Origin of the sequence: Lutibaculum baratangense AMV1 (assembly GCF_000496075.1) — a bacterium.
Classification (GTDB): domain Bacteria; phylum Pseudomonadota; class Alphaproteobacteria; order Rhizobiales; family Tepidamorphaceae; genus Lutibaculum; species Lutibaculum baratangense.
In genome coordinates, this window is sequence record NZ_AWXZ01000038.1 from 116,408 (window position 1) to 133,529 (window position 17,122).

Annotated in this window: 15 protein-coding genes and 2 pseudogenes; 13 read left to right on the forward strand and 4 right to left on the reverse strand. The window is 68.2% G+C overall.

All coding sequences use genetic code 11. From position 1 onward, the window contains the following. Positions 1-33: 33 nt before the first annotated feature. From N177_RS14455 to N177_RS22400, 3 genes and pseudogenes are all read right to left on the reverse strand, one after another. Positions 34-930 carry a dienelactone hydrolase family protein gene (locus N177_RS14455; RefSeq protein WP_023433109.1) on the reverse strand — a complete coding sequence of 299 codons (897 nt, stop codon included), beginning with the start codon at positions 928-930 and terminating at the stop codon, positions 34-36. Next, on the reverse strand, positions 918-1,241 hold the full coding sequence (locus N177_RS22095) for an alpha/beta-hydrolase family protein (RefSeq protein ID WP_280113389.1): 324 nt from the start codon (positions 1,239-1,241) through the stop codon (positions 918-920). The genes N177_RS14455 and N177_RS22095 overlap by 13 nt, the downstream gene beginning before the upstream one ends. Positions 1,242-1,284: 43 nt before the next feature. Next, positions 1,285-1,728 (reverse strand): annotated as a pseudogene (locus tag N177_RS22400) (alpha/beta-hydrolase N-terminal domain-containing protein); the annotation flags it as partial. A gap of 428 nt (positions 1,729-2,156) precedes the next feature. On the opposite strand from N177_RS22400, the gene N177_RS14465 reads away from it, so the two are divergent. Continuing rightward, positions 2,157-3,056, forward strand: a complete 900-nt coding sequence (locus N177_RS14465) for a DMT family transporter (protein ID WP_023433112.1) — start codon at positions 2,157-2,159, stop codon at positions 3,054-3,056. Between the two features lie 755 nt (positions 3,057-3,811). On the opposite strand, the gene N177_RS14470 is transcribed toward N177_RS14465, so the two are convergent. Further along, a complete protein-coding gene (locus tag N177_RS14470; RefSeq protein ID WP_081718557.1) occupies positions 3,812-4,657 on the reverse strand; it encodes a dihydrodipicolinate synthase family protein in 846 nt (281 codons plus the stop codon). Positions 4,658-4,840: 183 nt separating this feature from the next. Here N177_RS14470 and N177_RS14475 point away from each other — a divergent pair. The 12 genes and pseudogenes from N177_RS14475 to N177_RS14530 all read left to right on the forward strand — a co-directional run. Next, positions 4,841-5,569, forward strand: a pseudogene (locus N177_RS14475) (putative bifunctional diguanylate cyclase/phosphodiesterase); the annotation flags it as partial. Positions 5,570-5,802: 233 nt separating this feature from the next. Next, a complete protein-coding gene (locus N177_RS20675) occupies positions 5,803-6,624 on the forward strand; it encodes a GntR family transcriptional regulator (RefSeq protein ID WP_023433116.1) in 822 nt (273 codons plus the stop codon). Then, positions 6,600-8,099, forward strand: a complete 1,500-nt coding sequence (locus N177_RS14485; RefSeq protein ID WP_023433117.1) for an ABC transporter substrate-binding protein — start codon at positions 6,600-6,602, stop codon at positions 8,097-8,099. The genes N177_RS20675 and N177_RS14485 overlap by 25 nt, the downstream gene beginning before the upstream one ends. Positions 8,100-8,175: 76 nt before the next feature. Beyond that, positions 8,176-9,693, forward strand: coding sequence for an ABC transporter substrate-binding protein (locus tag N177_RS14490; RefSeq protein WP_023433118.1), 1,518 nt, complete (start codon positions 8,176-8,178; stop codon positions 9,691-9,693). A 23-nt stretch (positions 9,694-9,716) separates the two neighbouring features. Next, a complete protein-coding gene (locus tag N177_RS14495; protein WP_023433119.1) occupies positions 9,717-10,646 on the forward strand; it encodes an ABC transporter permease in 930 nt (309 codons plus the stop codon). After that, the gene (locus N177_RS14500) at positions 10,643-11,506 is read left to right on the forward strand and encodes an ABC transporter permease (RefSeq protein WP_023433120.1); all 864 of its coding nucleotides are present in this window, start codon (positions 10,643-10,645) and stop codon (positions 11,504-11,506) included. Before N177_RS14495 ends, N177_RS14500 begins: the two co-directional genes overlap by 4 nt. Positions 11,507-11,512: 6 nt before the next feature. After that, entirely contained in the window at positions 11,513-12,304 is a 792-nt protein-coding gene (locus N177_RS14505; RefSeq protein ID WP_023433121.1) for an SDR family NAD(P)-dependent oxidoreductase, read from the forward strand. A 14-nt stretch (positions 12,305-12,318) separates the two neighbouring features. Beyond that, complete coding sequence (locus tag N177_RS14510) at positions 12,319-13,194, forward strand: polysaccharide deacetylase family protein (protein ID WP_023433122.1); 876 nt, start codon at positions 12,319-12,321, stop codon at positions 13,192-13,194. Beyond that, a complete protein-coding gene (locus tag N177_RS14515) occupies positions 13,194-14,747 on the forward strand; it encodes a gamma-glutamyltransferase family protein (protein WP_244444290.1) in 1,554 nt (517 codons plus the stop codon). The genes N177_RS14510 and N177_RS14515 overlap by 1 nt, the downstream gene beginning before the upstream one ends. Continuing rightward, positions 14,740-15,726 (forward strand): ABC transporter ATP-binding protein, encoded by a 987-nt coding sequence (locus tag N177_RS14520; RefSeq protein ID WP_023433124.1) that lies wholly within the window; start codon positions 14,740-14,742, stop codon positions 15,724-15,726. Before N177_RS14515 ends, N177_RS14520 begins: the two co-directional genes overlap by 8 nt. Beyond that, the gene (locus N177_RS14525) at positions 15,723-16,724 is read left to right on the forward strand and encodes an ABC transporter ATP-binding protein (RefSeq protein WP_023433125.1); all 1,002 of its coding nucleotides are present in this window, start codon (positions 15,723-15,725) and stop codon (positions 16,722-16,724) included. Before N177_RS14520 ends, N177_RS14525 begins: the two co-directional genes overlap by 4 nt. Further along, on the forward strand, positions 16,721-17,119 hold the full coding sequence (locus N177_RS14530) for a RidA family protein (protein WP_023433126.1): 399 nt from the start codon (positions 16,721-16,723) through the stop codon (positions 17,117-17,119). The genes N177_RS14525 and N177_RS14530 overlap by 4 nt, the downstream gene beginning before the upstream one ends. Positions 17,120-17,122 lie beyond the last annotated feature (3 nt).

Here is a 17,122-nt window from a genome sequence, read left to right on the forward strand (position 1 = left end):
GCGGGCCGAGGGCGGTGGGAGGTCCCGGTTGAGCTATCGATCCTCGGCTCCGGCGCGGGCAGGCTTTCCTCCCTCCCCCGCGAGGTCCGACAGGAAGGTCCGGAGATGGCCGAGGGCTTCGTCCCGCTGGCCGCTGTCGAAGGCGAGCGTCGAGAAGAGCGCCTTCTCCTGCTGGTCGAAGCCATGGTTCGCGCCGGGAATGGTCGCGACGTCGACCCGGGCGCCGCCCGCTCGCAAGGCGCGGGCGCGCGCGACGCAGTCATCCCCGACGATGCTGTCCGCTTCGGCGAGGATCATCAACGTGGGCGGAGCGCTCCGCCAGCTCTCGGCATCGGCGCCGTTCAGGATCCCGCAATAGGGGTAGAGAAGCGCGAGCCCCGAGACGCGGGCGAGGAGCTCGTGCGGCGGCTCCGGCCACCGGATGAGCTCCGACAGCTCTCCCCGGTCGCCGGCGCGCGCCACGAACTCCATCGCTGCCCAGCCGCCGTGAGACGCACCGAGGATCACGAGGTCGCCGGTCACCCCCTCGCTCTCGGACAGAGCGTGCAGCGCCACCGCGAGATCTCCGGAGCGCTCGCCGCCGTCGAGCAGCTGTCCTGCACAGACGAGCCTCCACAGCTCCATCCGGTCGAGGTCTCGCGGCCTGTGGCTGTCCAGGATGAGCGCGACGCGGCCCTGGCGCACGAACTCCTCCGCCCAGAACCGCATGTTGTCGTGCACGCCGTCGCATCCCGAAAGCAGGATGGCGCCGTTGCCGGAGGCCGTACCGTCGGGCCGCAGGATCGTCCAGTGAGGCGCGAGGCGCGCCAGCCGTGCCTCCGGCGTCTCCGGCGCGAATGACACGCCAGCCGTGCGCCGGCCCATGTTGGCGAGGACGAGCATCGAGAGAACCGCCATCGCGACGAGGCTCCAGGCGATCAGTTTCGGCACCCGAGACCCCATTGGAGGCCGCACCAGGCCTTGAGCCGCGCGATGTCCGTCTCGGCCCAGCCCTCGGGGCTTGTGACCGCGATCCACGCGTCGATGTAGTCCTCGGCCAGGTAATTGTGGCCGAAGCCCTCAGGCACCGCCTTCGACAGCGCCATGTCCATCGCCAGCTGGAACTGCGTCACGACCGGCAGGAACTCGATCTCGGGCGACACGTCGGGAGCGGTCGGCTCGCGCATCCACGCCGGGGCGCGCCACAGCGATGCGGGATCGTAGAACACGATCGGGTCGGAGGCGTACTGCATGAAGACGATGCGCCGTCCGTTCGGGCATCACGCGGTAGAGCCGCCGCCGGAGCACGTCGAACGCCAGTTGAACGAGCCAGCCGAGAACGAAGCAGATGCCGAAGAGCACCGCCGCGAGGGTGAGCACCCGCAGCGTGTAGATCTCGCCCGCCGGCTCCATGCCGACGCGCGTCCGCACCGTGTCCTGCCAATGGGCAGCCCGCACGACGGCGAGCAGCCACATGCTGAGGACCGGCACCGCCACGACGGCATGCGCGATCCGCGCGGCTCGCCCCGACAGCCGCGGCAGCTCGATCGCCCGCCACAGGGACAGAAGGAATTGCCCCAGCATGTAGCCGATCGCGGTGACGAGCCCTGCGAACACCCCTTGGACGACCCAGTCGCGCGGGATCAGGGACGGTGTCAGCGAGGCCGAGAAGAAGAAGATGCCCAAGAGGAGCGGCAGGATCGCCATGCCGAGGACGCGAGGTGCACGCGCCGGCGCCGATCGAGGCATCGAAGTTCCGAGCACCGCCTGTTCCACCTCGTGCTCCCAAGGAGACGGCCGCAGCCTACCACCCTTTCGCGTCCAGGCCCTCGAGTGGGACAGAGTGCCTCGTTCACTCGCCTCCACGTGTCAACTCGATGCACGATGTCGCGTCTCCAGCCGATCGCGCCGCGACGGCGATGCGGGCCTTTGGTGACAGGATAGGGATCGAGGGCTCTCCGGGTGAAGACCGGCCGCGCCATGTTCTCGTGGAGGACGAGAGGGCATGACGACGTCTTCTCCTCGGCAGTAAGTTCAGAAAGGCGGGCAAGTCAGCGGGCCGCGCCCCCGCTTTTGCCGCCGCGCGCGAGGCGGCGTAGACTGGACCTGCCCTTGCTCCCCCGCCTCCCCTGCGGCCGGCTCCGCCCGGCCGATCCTCCCTACCGACGGATGATCCCGTGCTGACAGACTGGCTCTGGGTGGTCTTCACCCTGATCGCCTCCGCCGCGCAGACGGCGCGCAACTCCATGCAGAAGGAGCTGACGACGACGCTCGGCACGGCCGGCGCCACGCATGTCCGCTTCCTCTACGGGCTGCCCTTCTCGATCCTGTTCCTGATGGGCATCTCCCTCGTCGAGGGCAGCCCCGCGAACGTCCTCGACTGGACGTATCTGGGGTGGACGGCGGGCGGGGGGCTCGCGCAGATCCTCGCGACCGGCCTGATGCTCGCGGCGATGCGCACGCACTCCTTCGTCGTGACGATCACCTACACCAAGATCGAGCCGGTGCTCGTGCTCATGTTCGCGGCGATCTTCCTGAACGAGCTGCCGACGCCGGTGGCCATGGCGGGCGTCTTCATCACCACGGCGGGCGTCATGCTGATGTCGTGGCCCTCGAAGGGCTCCGGAAACGGCTGGCTCGTGACGACGTGTCTGGGGCTCGGAGCCGGCGCCGGCTTCGCGGTCTCCGCCACCTTCTATCGCGGCGGCATCCTGTCGCTGCCGGAGGGCAGCTTCGTCCTCAACGCCTCGACGACCCTGGCCGTGGCACTCGCCATCCAGAGCGCCGTGATCCTGCTCTATCTCGTCGTCTTCGACCGTCGCGTGCTCGTGGAGCTCGCGCGGTCGTGGCGCGCCTCTCTGCCTGCCGGCTTCCTCGGCGCGCTCGCGTCGCAGTTCTGGTTCTTCGCCTTCGCGATCCAGAGCGCCTCGCTGGTGCGGGCCCTGGCCCTGGTCGAGATCCTGTTCGCACAGGTCGTCTCCCGCCGCATCTTCAGGCAGATCAGCACGAAGCGAGAGGTCGCCGGCACCCTGCTGGTCGTGGGGGGCGTGCTGATCATCCTCCTCGCCGCGACCTGAACATTCGGTCTCGGGTGTGCTGGCGCGGATCCATGCGGTTCGACAGGGAAGGAGGATGCACTGTCGCAGGTCCGTCGGCTGATCGCACCACTCCCGGCCGGAGCGCTGGCCAGCGGCCGCGGCGGTTTCCGCCCTTCCGCGGGGATGATCGCCCGTCCCCACCTGAGCAGAACGCGAGGCCGAGGCAAGACGATATGATCGAGAACAACCGCATGACGCGGCCCTGCTGAAGAAGAGGAGGCGACGATGCCGATCAAGCGCATCTGGCACGGCTGGACCACCCCTGAAAACGCGGACGCATATCAGGCGCTCCTGCGTCGCGAAGTCTTCCCCGGCATCGAGGTTAAGGGCATCGCAGGTTATCGCGGGATCACGCTCCTCAGGCGCGATCTGCCCGAGGAGGTCGAGTTCGTCACCGTCATGGAGTTCGACGGAATAACGGACGTGATCGCATTTCAGGGGGAAGACCACGAGCGGGCTTACGTCCCCGAGCCGGCGCGGCTCGTGCTCAAGCGCTGGGACGAGCGGTCGGCACATTACGAGGTAATCGAGACCCGCGAGGCTGGCTCACCGCTGACGGTGCAATATGCCGGCGTCACCGGCGTCCAGCGTTCTTGGCCCAGACGCGGTCAGGCACCCTGCAACGATCGCTCCCGCGACCAGCTCGCAAGAGTTCGTCGTGGCGGGGAGACGAGAGAAGCCTCCCATTCCCTCAGCATGACGGCGGCACCCCGATCCCGGCTGCCGAAGCGCCGTCATGAAGCGCCGCGCGCCGACCCCATCTCCCGCACTCGTCTTCCCTCGGCGCCCCCCGGAGCGGCCGGACTCAGAACGTGCCGGGGTAGCTTCCGCCGTCGATCAGCAGGTTCTGCCCCGTGGAGCCAGGCTTCGCGGCAGGCGAAGGCGTCCCCGCCGGTCTCCCACTTCTTCGAGATCACGGCCATCTCGCGCGGAATGATGTTGCCGGTCATGTTCGCCGTGCCGTGGCCGCCGAGCGCCATGGTGGGGATGACGAGGCCGAGATTGGGCGAGCAGCAGCACATGATCGCCATGTCGGGCTTCGCGGCGCAGACCTGCGCGACCTGCCCGACCCGCGTCGTCGACTCCTTGAGCACGACCATGTTCGGATGCTTCGCGAGGCGGAGAATATCGCTCCAGTGAAGGTCGGTCTTCACGCGCGGCGGGTTGTTGTAGAAGCCTACGGGGAAGTCGACCGCGTCACACACTTCGAGCGCGTATTCGGTGATCGCCTCGTTGTCGGCGCAGATATAGGCGGGCGCCGCGATGATGGCGCCGTCGCCGCCCTCGGCCTTGGCGTAGCGGACATAGTCGATCGTCGTCTGCGTGTTGTTGCCGGTGCAGCCGTAGTAGAACAGCACGTTCCCGGTCTTCATCTTCGCCGTGCGCGTGATGATCTCGCGGCGCTCCTCCGGCGACAGCATCGAGACCTCGCCGGTCGAGCCCATGATGAGGACGGCTTCGGTGCCGTTCTCCTCGTGCCACGAGAGCAGCGTGCGAAAGCCCTCATAGTCGATCGATCCGTCCTCGTTCATCGGGGTGACGAGGGCGACGAAGGATCCCTTCGGTTTGACGTGAGCCATGTTCAAGCACCTTCTTTCAGAAGAACTGGGGGACGAGGAGCCGTGGCAGGCCGAGCACGATGCCGGGAAAGACCAGCGACAGGCAGGCCACGAGGACGGTGAGGAGGCAGATCGGCGCGACCGCGAGCATCGCGCGCCCCAGGCGAACCTCGCCGATCTGCGCGGCGATCTCAGCCGCGGTTCGATACCCGCAGCCGCAAGATCAACTCCTTCGAGGCGCTCGTCCGGTGGCAGCATCCACGCCGCGGCGTCGTTAGTCCGATCGAGTTCATCCGGCTGGCTGAAGAGACGGGCCTGATTGCTCCCCTTGGAGAGTGGGTCATGCTCGAGGCGTGTCGGACGGCATCACGCTGGGACGGGATCGGCGTGTCGGTCAACGTCTCGCCCGCGCAGTTCCGGACGGGCGAGTTCCTTCCTCTGGTCCGCCGCGCTCTTCAGACTTCGGGACTTCCGGCAAGGCTACTCGAGCTGGAACTCACGGAGGGAGTGCTCCTCGAGGACACGGATCGGGCGCGCGAGACGATGCGGGGATTGAAGGCGCTGGGCGTGCGCCTGTCGATCGACGACTTCGGAACAGGCTACTCCTCCCTCGGCTATCTCCGGACGTTTCCCTTCGACACGATCAAGATCGACCGCCAGTTCATCGCGGACCTCCATCCCGCCGGCGACGCTCGCGCCATCGTGCAGGCTATCCTGGGGCTCGGACACGCCCTCGGCATGTCGGTGACGGCGGAAGGCGTCGAGACCGACGAGCAACTGCTCCTGCTTCAGTCGGATCAGTGCGAGGAGGTCCAGGGATATCTCATGTCGAGACCGCTCTCGACCCAGGATGCCGACTTGATCGTCAGCACGCAGAAGACGCGACAGGCGGAGCTTGCGCCCGCGGTGGGACGAGCTGGTCAGGGCGGCTGAAGCCCCAGATGTCCGGCGTCCCCGACACGCTCGGGGATGATCGACGCCCATCTTGCAGGCGCTGCCCGGGCGCCCATCCGTCCCAGGGCTATCCGTCCTGCCAGCTCCAGGACCGGCGAAACCCTCGTCAGCACACCCTATTCAGCGCCCGACAGCCGGGGGCCGCCAGTGTACGGTCTGCCGCCTACAATAGAGGCTTGTGAGATGTCACCAAAAGCTTCTAGGCTCTCACAATGCTCGATCAGACCTCTCCATTCCTGCCGGGATCGGCGCCTCCGAGGCCGGACGCCAAGCGCGCCTACGCGGAGAGCCGCCTTCGCGACGCGATCATCTGGTGCGAGCTCGAGCCTGGCGGAAAGGTCTCCGAGCTGCAGCTGATGCAGCTCTTCAGCCTGAAGCGCGCCGGCGTCCGCGCCGCGCTCCTGCGGCTCGAGGGCGAGGGGCTCGTCGAGGCCGTGCCGCGGCACGGCTGGCGTGTACGGCCCATCTCCGGCGCCTATCTCGGCGAGGTGGTGGCGGCGCGCCGGGCGCTCGAGGCGGCGATCCCGTTCGACCGGCTCGGTGAGGCCGACCTCCTCCGACTTGAGGACCTCGCCGAGCTGACCACGGTCCTGGCGGGGCGGCGGGAGCCCGGCTCGCGCGCGAGCCACAGGAACTGCGACCGCGAGCTGATGGACGTCCTTGCCGGTGCCGTCGGGGACATACGGCGGCGCTGGCTCAACGAGATCTGGGACCATTCCGAGCGCCTGATCCGCTTCTTCGAGAAAGGCGGGCGCCACGGCTTCGAGCCGCCGGACCGCCGCCCGCTCGCCGCCGCCTGCCGGGCTCGCGACCACGAGGCCGCGGCGGCGGCGCTGCGCGGGGCGGTCGATGCCTTCGAGGCCTTCGTGATCCAGGCGCTCTGCGCCCAGGATGTCGAGATCGTGCCGAAGGGCACGAAGAAGCCCGCACGCGGGCCGCGTGCGGAGACTGCCCCGCGGAAGACCGGCAGACCGGCACCGGGAGCAATCCAGCAGAGGGGGATGATCGAATGGTCTGGAAAGCAGGACTCATAGGCGCCATCGCCGTCGCCGCGGCGTTCGCGGCGCCCGTGGATGCGCAGGCGAAGGACGTGCTCACCATCGACCTCGTGAACGAGCCTTCGTCGCTCGATCCGCACGGCCAGTGGAACCCGGACAGCTACTACGTCTACCGCAACGTCTTCGACAACATGGTCACCCGCGACAATGACGGCGAGATCGTGCCGCAGGTCGCGGAATCGTGGGAGCGGCTCTCCGACACGGAGGTGCAGTTCAACCTGCGCGACGACATCACCTTCCACGACGGCGAGCCGCTCACGGCGGAGGACGTCGTCTACTCTGTCGAGCGCATCACCGATCCCGAGTTCGCGAGCCCGCAGCTCGGGCAGTTCGACAAGATCGTGAAGGCCGAGGCGAAGGACGACCAAACGGTCGTGCTGACGACCGACGGCCCCTACCCCGTGCTCCTGCCGCAGCTCGTGAAGCTGTCGATCGTGCCGAAGCACGTCGTCGAGGAAGTCGGCGCCGAAGAGTTCAACCTGAAGCCCGTCGGCAGCGGGCCGTACGTGTTCGAGGAGTGGCGGCGCGGCGTCCAGGTGACGCTGACGCGCAACGAGGACTACTGGGGCGACAAGGGCGCCTTCGCGACCGCCGTCTTCCGCGCCGTGCCCGACGCGGCGACCCGCCTCGCCGACCTGCAGTCCGGGGCGGCCGACCTCGTCGTGACGCTCGATTCCGACCAGGCGCGCCAGCTCGAGACCTACCCGAACGCGAAGCCCCTGATCGTCCAGACCGAGCGTGTCGGCTATTTCGCGATGAACTCGACGAAGGCGCCGCTCGACGACGTGCGGATACGCCGGGCGATCGCGCTGGCGATCGACAAGGAGGGCATCGTCGAGGGCATCCTCGCCGGCGGCGAGCAGGTCGTCGGCGAACTCGTGTCGCCGGCGCATTTCGGATGGGTCGGGGACATCGAGCCTTTCTCCTACGATCCTGAGGAGGCCAAGTCCCTGATCGCCGAGGTGGGAGAGGCCGCCAAGACCCCGATGAAGCTCGCGACCTCGCCGGTCTTCGACCAGAAGATCGTCCAGGCGATCCAGCAGATGCTGACCGAGGTCGGCCTGAACGTCGAGATCGAGATGACCGACATGGCGACCTGGCTCAGGAACCAGCAGGTTTCCAACGAGGAGGCGCCCATGCTGACCTTCTCGCGCTGGTCCTGCGCCTGCCAGGATGCCGATGGCATCATGTTCCCGCTCCTGCGCTCCGGGCAGTCCTGGTCGCGCTGGTCGAGCGACGAGGTGGACGCGCTGCTCGACCGGGGACGTTCCTCGCTCGACGAGGCGGAGCGGCTCGAAGCCTATGGCGCGCTGCACGAGCTCGTGAAGGAAGAGGTGCCGCTCATCCCGCTCTACCAGGCGGCGATCATCTACGGTGGCAACGAGGCGCTCGAATGGATGCCCACGGCCAACGAGAGCATGTTCCTCAACCGGATGGGATGGTCCGAATAGATCGGCCGATGCCGCGCCATACGCGCCGGGACGGGGCACGGTGCCCCGCCCACCTTTCACGGGAGCAGGAAGACAGATGACACGACCCCGTACGCGCCTCGCAACCCTCGTCCTGGGCGCCGCCGTCGCCACGGCTGCCTTCGCGCCCGAGATGGCTTTCGCGCAGGCGAAGCCGGAGATCACGATCGACCTCGTGAACGAGCCGTCCTCGCTCGACCCGCACGGCCAGTGGAATCCCGACAGCTACTACGTCTACCGCAACGTCTTCGACAACGTCGTCACGCGCGACAACGAGGGCAACGTCGTCCCCGAGATCGCGACGGAGTGGACACGGCTCTCCGACACCGAGGTCGAGTTCACGCTCCGCGACGACATCACCTTCCACGACGGCGAGCCCCTGACGGCCGAGGACGTCGTCTATTCCATCGAGCGCATCACGGATCCCGAATTCGGCAGTCCGCAGCTCGGCCAGTTCGACAAGATCACGGGCGCCGAGGCGACCGGCGATCACACCGTCGTCCTGACGACGGACGGGCCCTATCCCGTCCTCCTCGCGCAGCTCGTGAAGCTCTCCGTGGTGCCGAAGCACGTCGTCGAGGAGGTCGGTGCCGAGGCCTTCAACCTGAACCCGGTCGGTTCGGGTCCCTACAGGTTCGAGGAGTGGCAGCGCGGCGTCTCCGTCACCCTGTCCCGCTATGACGACTACTGGGGTGAGAAGGGGCCGTTCGAGACCGCCGTCTTCCGCGCGGTGCCAGACGCCTCGACGCGCATGGCCGATCTGCAGGCCGGGACGGCGGATCTCGTCGTCACGCTCGATTCCGACCAGGCGCGCCAGCTCGAGACGTCGCCGGGCGTGAAGCCGCTCATCGTGCAGACCGAGCGCGTCGCCTTCCTCGGCCTCAACACGACCAAGCCGCCCTTCGACGATCCGCAGGCCCGCAAGGCGGTGGCGCTGGCGATCGACAAGGAAGGCATCGTCGAGGGTCTGCTCGCGGGCGGCGAACAGGTCGTGGGCGAGCTCGCCTCCCCCGCCCATTTCGGCTGGGTCGACGGTATCGAGGCCTACCCTTACGACCCCGAGCAGGCGAAGGAGTTGATCGAACAGGCTGGCGCCGGAGGCACGGAGATCCGGTTCGCCACCTCGCCGGTCTTCGACCAGCGCATCGTGCAGGCGGTGCAGCAGATGCTGTCGGAGGTCGGGCTGAACGTCTCGATCGACCTCACCGACATGGCGACCTACCTGCAAAAGGCGCAGGGGCCGCTCGCGGATCGGCCGCAGATCAGCTTCGGCCGCTGGTCGTGCGCCTGCCAGGATGCGGACGGCATCATGTATCCGCTGCTGCACTCCTCCTCCAACTGGTCGCGCTACCAGAACACGGAGATGGACGCGCTGCTCGAGGAGGGCCGCTCCTCGCTCGACGAGGCGACGCGGCTCGCCGCTTACGAGAAGGCGCACCGGATCGTGAGGGACGACGTCGCCATCCTGCCGCTCTACCAGGCCGCGATCATCTACGGTGCGCGCGACGGGCTGCAATGGACGCCGACCGCCAATGAGAGCCTCTTCCTCAACCGGATGAGCTGGCAGGGCGAATGATCGGACAAGGGCCTGGCTGAGCGATGGTTCTCTTCATTCTCCGCAGGCTCGGCCAGGCCCTGATCGCGATCTTCGGGGTGATGACGCTGGTGTTCTTCATCCAGCGTCTCACCGGCGATCCGACCTATCTGCTCGTGCCGGAGACGGCGACCCAGGCCGACATCGAGGCGATGCGCCGCTCGCTCGGGCTCGATCAGCCGATCATCGTCCAGTACATGAGCTTCCTCAGGGACATCGCGCAGTTCGACTTCGGCCGCTCCTACGTGCAGCGCATCCCCGTCACGACGATCATCGCCTCGCGGCTGCCCTACACGCTGCAGCTCGCCGGCGGCGCGCTCCTCGTCTCCTTCGGCCTCGGGGTTCCGCTGGGCGTCGTGATGGCGTTGTGGCGCGACCGGCCGGCGACGAAGCTCCTGACCGGCTTCGTCTTCGCATCCCAGTCGATGCCGACCTTCTGGAGCGGCATCCTCTTCATCCTGTTCTTTGCCGTCTGGCTCGGCTGGCTGCCTCCCTCGGGCGCCGGGGGCATCGAGAACCTGATCCTGCCGTCCTTCGCGCTCGGGCTCCTGTCGATGGCGACCTTCGCCCGCGTCACGCGCACGGCGATGCTCGACGAGCTGTCGAAGGACTACGTGCGCTCCGCCCGTGCGCGGGGCGTCGCGACCCCGCGGCTCTTCTGGCGCCACCTCGCGCGGAACGCCGCCATTCCCGTCATATCCGTGGCGGCGCTCGAGATCTCGCAGCTCCTCGCCGGCGCGGTCATCGTCGAGACCGTCTTCGCCTGGCCGGGACTCGGCCTCCTGACCGTTCAGTCGATCGTCAGCCGCGATTTCCTCGTCGTCCAGGGCATCGTGCTCATCGGTGCCTTCGTCACGATCGCGCTGAACTTCACCGCCGACATCCTCTACAGCGTGGTCGATCCGCGCATCCGGCTCGACGGGAGCCGGCCATGAGCGCGGCCGAGCCCGTGGTGGCGACGAAGCCGCGCCGGCGGAAGGTGCGTGTCGGGGTCTGGCCGTTCGTCGCGATCTTCCTGGCCTTCGTCGTGGTCGCGGTCTTCGCGCCGTGGATCGCGCCCCACGACCCGAACACCCAGAACCTGCTCGGCCGCCTGAAGCCCCCGGGCACCGAGGCACGCAACGTCCTTTACCTCCTCGGCTCGGACGAGCTCGGCCGCGACCTTCTGAGCCGCATCATCTACGGCGCCCGCATCTCGCTGTCGGTGGCGCTCCTCTCCGTCGTCCTGTCGAGCGTCGTGGGCAGCGTGCTCGGCATGGCGGCCGGCTATTTCCGGGGCTGGTTCGAGACGATCGTCATGCGCGTCGTCGACATCTTCCTGTCGGTGCCGGCCATCCTGCTCGCGATCATCACGGTGGCGGTGCTCGGGCCCGGTTTCATCAACGTCGTCATCGTCCTCGCGCTGACGCGCTGGCCGCGCTACGCCCGCGTCGCCTACGGCCAGACCCTGTCGGTCGCGAACATGCCCTATGTCCGCATCGCGAAGTTCATGGGCGCGGGGCCCGGCCGCATCCTGTTCCTGCACATTTTGCCCAACATTATCGGCCCGCTCACCGTCGTGGCGACGCTCGAATTCGGCCTGATGGTGCTGTTCGAGGCCGGGCTCTCCTTCCTCGGGCTCGGCGTCCAGCCGCCGACGGCGAGCTGGGGGGCGATGCTGAGCGTCGGTCGCAACTACGTCGCGACCGCCTTCTGGATCGCGACCTTCCCCGGCCTGTGCCTGTTCCTTCTGATCCTGTCGGTCAATCTCATCGGCGACGCGCTGCGTGACCGGCTGGACCCCAAGTCGAGGTGATGCGTGATGAATTTCGAGGGTGAGTTCCGCGGCAAGTCGGTCGTCGTGACCGGCGCGGCCGGCCTCTACGGCAGGCGGTTCGCGGAGGCCTTCGCGGCCGAGGGCGCCAAGGTCTGCCTGACCGACCGCGACCAGGGCGAGCTAGAAGGCCTCTTGGGCGAGATGGAGCTGCCCGAGGGCAGCTTCGCCCATGCCGCCGACCTGACGGACGACGCCTCGATGAAGGCGCTGATCGACGCCGTGGGCGAGCGCTTCGGCGCGGCCGACGTCGTCGTCAACAATGCGGGCATCTACCCCAGCGGCTTCCTGCTCGACATCGACGTCGCCGACTGGGACCGCATTTTCGACGTGAATCTGCGCGCGCCCTTCGTGCTGTCTGTCGGCTTCGCGAAGCAGATGATCGCGAAGGGCGTGAAGGGCTCGATCGTCAACATCTCGTCGGGCGCCTCGCGCAAGATGCGCCGCACGGTGGTGCCCTATTGCACGTCGAAGACGGCGCTCGACCGGCTGACGAAGGGGCTCGCGATCGAGCTCGCCGAGTTCGGCATCCGCGTGAACGCGCTGGAGCCCGGCTTCGGCGCGGGCTCGACCGTGAGCCAGCTCGCCGAGGAGCACGTGAAGCGCGTGACGGCGGCGGTCCCGCTCGGGCGCGAGTCGAAGGCGTCGGATCTCGGCCCGGCGGTTCTGTACCTCGCCTCCAGCGCAGCCGAGTACGTTACCGGTGCGACGCTGACGGTGGACGGTGGCAACTCGATCGGCTCGCTCGAGGTCTACCAGGACAAGAAGCACCCGCTCTGAAGGAGGCCCCCGCGATGGCACATGACAGCTACACCTGGCCGGAAGAGTTCAAGAGCGCGGCCTGCCTGACGGTCGATCTCGACGCGCACAGCCCGCATTTCTGGATCAACCGGAAGGGCATGCCGCAGCTCATGTCGCATCTCGAGCAGCGGCGCTTCGGCCCGCGCGTCGGCATCTACCGGATCCTCGACCTCTACGATCGCTTCGGCATCAAGGGCACATTCTTCGTCCCCGGCAAGGTCGCGGAGGACTATCCCGAGCTCCTGCCGCTCCTGACCGAGAAGGGCCACGAGGTCGGCCTGCACGGCTATTTCCACGAGCTCGCGAACGACCTCTCCGACGAAGGCTTCACCCATGCGCTCGAAGCCTCGATCGCGCTCTTCGAAAAACAGACCGGCCGGCGGCCGAAGGGCTTCCGCTCGCCCGCCTGGGAGATGACGCCGCATATGCTTCAGGAGGTGAAGCGTCTCGGCTTCTACGATTCCTCGCTCATGGGCTACGACCACCCCTACACCGTCGACGGCGTCACCGAGGTGCCGGTGCAGTGGACGCTCGACGACGCCATCTACTTCAAGTTCCTCGGCGGCGGGGTCGACCTCGCGCCACCTGCCGCGCCGGGGCCGCTGCTCGACGGCTGGCTCGACGAGTGGGAGGTCATCCACCGCTACGGCTCGCTCTTCATGCTGACGATCCACGACTGGATCTCCGGCCGCGCCCAGCGCATCGCCATGCTCGAGAAGCTTCTGACCCGGATCACGGCGGAGAAGAGCGTCTGGTGGGCGACCGTGTCCGAAGTGGCCGAGCATCACGAGCGGACGCAGAAGGAGAAATTCGTCGTCGACCCGACCGTGCCGCAGGGGCTCGAAGGCCACCCCGCCTGGATCGGATGATGCAGACCTGGACGATCCATCGCGGCGAGGTCTCCTCCGAACACGGCCTCGTCGCCGCCCAGAACATGGAGGCGGCCACGGCCGGCGCGGAGGTTCTCGCCGCAGGCGGCAACGCGACGGACGCGGCCGTCGTCACCGCCCTAGTTCTCGCCACCGTCGAGCCGTGGTTGTCGGGCATCGGCGGCGGCGGGTTCCTGCTTCATGCCGACGGCGGGACAGGCGCGGTCGAGGCGCTCGACTTCAACGTCCGCGCGCCCGCGGCTCTCGACCCGGAGGACTATCCTCTGGCCGGCGGAAAGGACGGTGACTGGTTCGACTGGCCGGCCGTCGAGGGCGACCGCAACATCTCCGGCTATTCCTCGATCTGCATCCCCGGCACGATCGACGGCCTGGCGCAGGCGCTCGACCGCCACGGCACGATCTCCTGGGGTGAAGCGTGCGAGCCCGCCATCCGCTTCGCCGAGCGCGGCATGGTGATCGACTGGTTCTCCTCGCTCTGCATCGCGATCGAGGCGCGCGGCCTGAAGCGCTTCCCCGCGTCGGCAGGGCTCTTCCTTGCGAACGGCGAGCCGCCGCTCTCGGCCGGGGCGGGAGAAAGCCACCTGCCGATGCCCGGCCAGGCGGCGCTGCTGAGCAGGCTGCAGGAGCACGGCGCACGCGACTTCTACGAGGGCGAGACGGCCGAGATCCTCGTCCGCGAGCTTCGCGACGGCGGCTCGACCGCGAGCCTCGATGATCTCGCTTCGTATTCTGCCAGGTGGGACACGGCACTCTACGGCACGTATCGCGGGCGCGACGTCGCCGTGATGCCGGGCCTGAGCGGTGGCCCGAGCCTGCTTCGCGCCTTGGAAATGATGGAGAAGGGCTGGCAGCCGGGCGAGACGCCCGATGCCGACGCGGCGCTCGCCTACGCCTCGGCGTGTCGCGCCTCCTATCGCGAGCGCCTGAACCAGATGGGCCATGCCGGCGCCGGCGGCGACTGCACGAGCCATCTCTCCGTCGTCGACCGCGACGGGAACATGGTGGCGCTGACGAACACGCTCCTGTCGCGCTTCGGCTCGAAGGTCGTGCTGCCGCAGTCGGGCATACTCATGAACAACGGCATGATGTGGTTCGATCCACGCCGCAACATGCCGAACTCGATCTCGCCCGCCGCGCAACCCCTCGCCAATATGTGCCCGGCGATCCTGATGGAGGAAGGCCGGCCGCAAGTCGCGCTCGGCGCCGCGGGGGGACGGATGATCTTCCCGACCGTCCTGCAGATCCTGTCTTACGTGATCGACTTCGGCATGAGCCTCGAAGAGGCCTTCCTGACGCCGCGCCTCGACGCGAGCAGTCCGACGATCAAGGTCAACCGCGACGCCCCGCCCGATTTCGGCGCGAGGATCGCGCAGGAGTTTCCCGTGGAGCTCGTCGCCGACACGCTCTACCCCGTGAACTTCGCGGTGCCCTCGGCCGTCCGGCGCGACGGCACCTCGGGGCTGAACTCCGGCATGGCGCACCAGACGAACCCCTGGGCCGGCGTCGCGATCGGAGCGCCGGCCGATGGCTGAGGTCGAAGACCGGCGCCCCGTCCTGTCCGTCCGCGACCTCGTCACCGAGATCGGCGGCCGGGCGGTGGTCGACCGCGTTTCGCTCGACGTCATGCCGGGCGAGGTTGTGGCGCTCGTAGGGGAATCGGGATCCGGCAAGAGCCTCACCGCCCTGTCGATCATGGGGCTCCTGCCCGGCGCCGCCAGAGCCACCGGGGGCGAAGTCCTGCTCGACGGAGAGGACCTGCTGGGCAAGAGCGAGCGGCAGATGCGCGCCATTCGCGGCGAGCGCCTGTCGATGATCTTCCAGGAGCCCGTCGCCTCGCTGAACCCGCTCGTGCCGGTCGGCGACCAGGTGGCGGAGAGCCTGATCGTGCACGGCCACGCCTCGCGCGGAGACGCGTCACGGCAAGCGGTCGAGATGCTCGCCCATGTCGGCATCCCGCAGCCCGACCAAAGGGCGAGGCAGCTGCCGGCGGAATTGTCGGGCGGCATGTGCCAGCGCGTGATGATCGCCTCGGCGCTGATCTCGAACCCGCGCCTCCTGATCGCCGACGAGCCGACGACCGCGCTCGACGTCACGATCCAGGCGCAGATCCTGCGGCTCATGAAGGCGCTGCGGCAGGAGCGCGACACGGCGATCCTCATCATTACCCATGACATGGGGGTCGTCGCCGACATCGCCGACCGCGTCTGCGTCATGTATGGCGGCCGGATCGTCGAGACGGCGCCGGTCTTCGAGCTCTTCGAGCGGCCGAGCCACCCCTACACGAAGCTTCTGCTCCAGACGATCCCGCGCATGACGGGCGCGCGGAAGGAGGAGCTGAAGGCGATCGAGGGCACGGTGCCCGACGTCTCGCAGTGGCCGTCGGGCTGCCGCTTCCGCACCCGCTGCCCGCTGGCGCGCGAGGACTGTGCCGAGATGCCGCCGCTCATTCCCGTGACCGAGGGGCATCGCTCGGCATGCTGGCACATGGACGAACTGGAGCGGATCGGATGAGCGAGCCCCTCCTCAAGGTCGAGGGCCTGAAGGTCCACTTCCCGGTGCGCGGCGGCTGGCTCGGCGGCCAGACCGGCACCGTCAAGGCGGTCGACGGCTTCGACATCGAGATCGGCCGCGGCGAGACCGTCGCGCTCGTCGGCGAGTCCGGCTGCGGCAAGTCGACCGCCGGCAACGCGATCCTCGGTCTCGTCGAGGCGAGCGGCGGCCGCATCGTCTTCGAGGGGCAGGACCTCCTGTCGCTCGACAGAAGCGAGCGCGCGCGCCTGCGCCGCGACATGCAGGTGATCTTCCAGGACCCCGTCTCGGCGCTGAACCCGAAGCTCACGATCGAGCATTCCGTCGGTGAGCCGCTGATCATCCAGGGCGTCGAGAGGAAGACGCGGAAGGCGCGCGTCGCAGAGCTTCTCCGGATCGTCGGGCTGAACCCGGAGCAGGCCCGCCGCTACCCCAACGAGCTCTCGGGCGGCCAGCGCCAGCGCGTCGTCATCGCCCGCTCGCTCGCGACCTCGCCGAAGCTCATCGTCTGCGACGAGGCGGTGTCGGCGCTCGACGTGTCGATCCGCTCGCAGATCCTCAACCTCCTGATGCGCCTGCAGACCGAGTTCGGCTTCTCCTATCTCTTCATCTCGCACGACCTGTCCGTCGTGAGGCACATCGCCGACCGCGTCGTCGTCATGTATCTCGGCACGATAGCCGAGGACGGGCCGGCCGACGCCGTCTTCGACCGGCCGGTGCACCCGTATACGGAGGCGCTCCTGAGCGCCATTCCGCTGCCCGATCCGAAGGCGCAGCGGGCGCGCGAGCCGATGGTCCTGCAGGGCGACCTGCCGAGCCCGATCGACCCGCCGAAGGGCTGCCCCTTCGTGACGCGCTGCCCGATCTCGGAGGTCCGCTGCAAGGACGTGCGCCCGGTCCTCGCGCCGACGGGAGAGGGAACGCGCGCCGCCTGCTTCGTGAGAAACCCCGCCGCCCGGCCGAAGGACGTGCCCGCATGACGATCGAGAAGAAGAACCCCGGCAACCTCGCGCCCCCGATCGGGCGCTACAGGCACCTGAGCGTCATTCCCGCCGGCCACGACATCCTCGCGATCGCCGGGCAGGTCGGCGTCGACCTCGACGGCAATCTTCCGGCAACCGTCGAGGAGCAGCTGGAGAACGCCCTGAAGAACATCGAGCGCATCCTCGAGAGCGAGGGGCTCGACGTCTCGTCAGTCTTCAAGATCAACATCTGGCTCGCCGAAGAGATCGACATGGACCGCTACGTCGCGGCGTGGCGGGCCTTCCACAACGACGATCCGCCGGCCACCATGTTCGCCTATGTCGCCCGCCTCATCAGGCCCGAATATCTCTGCGAGATCGAGGCCTGGGCGGCGCGGCCCGCGACGGGCTGAGCC

Bases quoted from the DNA above. Each gene is read 5' to 3' on its own strand.
- N177_RS14495 (WP_023433119.1), top strand. From the start codon at position 9,717: ATGGTTCTCTTCATTCTCCGCAGGCTCGGCCAGGCCCTGATCGCGATC.
- N177_RS14505 (WP_023433121.1), top strand. From the start codon at position 11,513: ATGAATTTCGAGGGTGAGTTCCGCGGCAAGTCGGTCGTCGTGACCGGC.
- N177_RS14530 (WP_023433126.1), top strand. From the start codon at position 16,721: ATGACGATCGAGAAGAAGAACCCCGGCAACCTCGCGCCCCCGATCGGG.
- N177_RS14485 (WP_023433117.1), top strand. From the start codon at position 6,600: ATGGTCTGGAAAGCAGGACTCATAGGCGCCATCGCCGTCGCCGCGGCG.
- N177_RS14470 (WP_081718557.1), bottom strand. From the start codon at position 4,657: ATGGCTCACGTCAAACCGAAGGGATCCTTCGTCGCCCTCGTCACCCCG.
- N177_RS14520 (WP_023433124.1), top strand. From the start codon at position 14,740: ATGGCTGAGGTCGAAGACCGGCGCCCCGTCCTGTCCGTCCGCGACCTC.
- N177_RS20675 (WP_023433116.1), top strand. From the start codon at position 5,803: ATGCTCGATCAGACCTCTCCATTCCTGCCGGGATCGGCGCCTCCGAGG.
- N177_RS14525 (WP_023433125.1), top strand. From the start codon at position 15,723: ATGAGCGAGCCCCTCCTCAAGGTCGAGGGCCTGAAGGTCCACTTCCCG.
- N177_RS14510 (WP_023433122.1), top strand. From the start codon at position 12,319: ATGGCACATGACAGCTACACCTGGCCGGAAGAGTTCAAGAGCGCGGCC.
- N177_RS14515 (WP_244444290.1), top strand. From the start codon at position 13,194: ATGCAGACCTGGACGATCCATCGCGGCGAGGTCTCCTCCGAACACGGC.
- N177_RS14500 (WP_023433120.1), top strand. From the start codon at position 10,643: ATGAGCGCGGCCGAGCCCGTGGTGGCGACGAAGCCGCGCCGGCGGAAG.
- N177_RS14490 (WP_023433118.1), top strand. From the start codon at position 8,176: ATGACACGACCCCGTACGCGCCTCGCAACCCTCGTCCTGGGCGCCGCC.